The organism is Pseudomonas sp. PKS, assembly GCF_051913525.1.
Lineage (GTDB): Bacteria > Pseudomonadota > Gammaproteobacteria > Pseudomonadales > Pseudomonadaceae > Aquipseudomonas > Aquipseudomonas guariconensis_D.
Map to the genome: position 1 here is coordinate 1 of NZ_JBEGDO010000046.1, position 1,664 is coordinate 1,664.

At 63.0% G+C, this 1,664-nt stretch carries 3 protein-coding genes and 1 pseudogene; 2 read left to right on the forward strand and 2 right to left on the reverse strand.

The genetic code is table 11. The features are described 5' to 3' along the window. Positions 1–99 precede the first annotated feature (99 nt). Together ABOA88_RS23995 and ABOA88_RS24000 are read left to right on the forward strand one after the other, a co-directional pair. A complete protein-coding gene (locus ABOA88_RS23995) occupies positions 100–393 on the forward strand; it encodes a putative quinol monooxygenase (RefSeq protein ID WP_196171282.1) in 294 nt (97 codons plus the stop codon). 123 nt (positions 394–516) lie between these two features. Then, entirely contained in the window at positions 517–750 is a 234-nt protein-coding gene (locus ABOA88_RS24000; RefSeq protein WP_196171281.1) for a hypothetical protein, read from the forward strand. Here the strand turns inward: ABOA88_RS24000 and ABOA88_RS24005 are convergent, their stop codons facing one another. Then, positions 751–1,356, reverse strand: a complete 606-nt coding sequence (locus ABOA88_RS24005; RefSeq protein ID WP_043206434.1) for a flavin reductase family protein — start codon at positions 1,354–1,356, stop codon at positions 751–753. 117 nt (positions 1,357–1,473) lie between these two features. Continuing rightward, positions 1,474–1,664, reverse strand: a pseudogene (locus ABOA88_RS24010) (hypothetical protein); the annotation flags it as partial.

The following is a 1,664-nucleotide window of genomic DNA, read 5'->3' on the forward strand; positions in this document are numbered from 1 at the left end:
AGGCAATCGAGCGGCAGTAATGACCTAACGTCGCGCGAGGGCGGGGCACTAACCTTGGCAGCCTGGTTTTTCCGTCCGCATGCTTCAAGGAGATCGTTCATGACCCAGCCACAACCGGTCACTCACCTGGCTTTCATCCGTGCCAGCAGCGGTCGTTCGGCGGAACTGGGCGCGCGTCTGCGCGACCTGCTGGAGCCTTCGCTGCGTACGCCGGGTTGCCTGAGTTTCACCGTACAGCGGTCCCAGGCCGACGATGACCTGTGGTTGCTCAGCGGCAGTTGGTGCGACCAGCAAGCGATGAGCGGCTACTTCGCTTCGCCGACCCTTGAGGTGTTCGGCGAGTTGGTGCAGGCCCAGGTGGTAAGCAGCCTGGACCTGCATACGTTTGCCTGATGGCCCTTGGCTGTCTGCATGGGCCCTTTCGCGGGCAAACCTGCTCTCACAGAGGCTTGAAGCTTCATCCGTGATTGAGGGGTAGAATGGCGGCCCTAGTTTTTTCGGATGCGGATTTGCAGCATGGCACGTAGAGAATTTCCCCACTTCGAAGCCGTTTCGGCGATGGTCCCGGTGGAAGGTGGCGGTTACAACGCCGCGATCGCCGTAAAAGCCTTGAGCATGGGCGGCGCGCCGCGCTTTCACAAGGTGCTCGATGGCCAGGTCTTCAAGAGTGCAGTGGCGGCCGACGAGGCCGCCTGTGCCGAACTCGCACGCCTGCAAGGCGTGGGCGAGGAAGGCGAACTGATTTTCTGATCAGACCTGCGGGCGGGCCATCTTGAACAGATTGCCCAGCTCGAAGTAGTCCGCTGGGCCTCCTCCCCGCAGGATCGGCTCGGCGGCGGCGGTGTCGTAGATGCCGTCCTTGAGCAGATGCTCGGCGATGTGCACGGCCACGACTTCCCCCAAGATCAGCCAACTGGGCACCAGCGCCTGGTCGGCCCGCTTGAGCTGCACGATCTGGCTTACCTTGCATTCGAAGGCCACCGGGCTTTCGCCTACCCGAGGTACGCCGACGATGCGCGATGCCGTCGGCGTCAGACCGCTCAATTCGAACTCATCGACATCCGCGGCTACCGCCGCGCAGCTTTGGTTCATCGGCTCGGCCAGCGTTCGGGTGGCCAGGTTCCAAACGAATTCGCCGGTCTGCTCGATGTTGTTCAGGCTGTCTTTACGCCCAACGCTGCAGAAACCGATGATCGGTGGAATGTAGTTGAAGGCGTTGAAGAAGCTGTAGGGCGCCAAATTGAGGCGGCCTTGCTGGTCCTGGGAAGAGATCCAGCCGATAGGGCGGGGGCCAACGATGGCATTGAACGGGTCGTGGGGCAGGCCATGGCCTTTGGCGGGTTCGTAGTAGTACATCTGCGCAAGGCCCGTGGGCCTTTTCCTTGTTGTGGACGAGGTGCCTAGTGTGCCAAGGCTCCAGCCCGCTGGAAATGATCAAGCCCGGCCGAAGCCGGGCTGGGCGCTCGCATCGGATCAGCTGATGCGGTGGGCATTGGTGCGGTCGAAGCCGTCTTCAGCGAAGCGCTGTGCGCCGGTGCGGTCGTAGCCGTCTTCGGCGAAGCGCTGTGCGCCGGTGCGGTCGTAGCCGTCTTCGGCGAAGCGCTGTGCACCGGTGCGGTCGTAGCCGTCTTCGGCGAAGCGCTGTGCGCCGGTGCGGTCGTAGC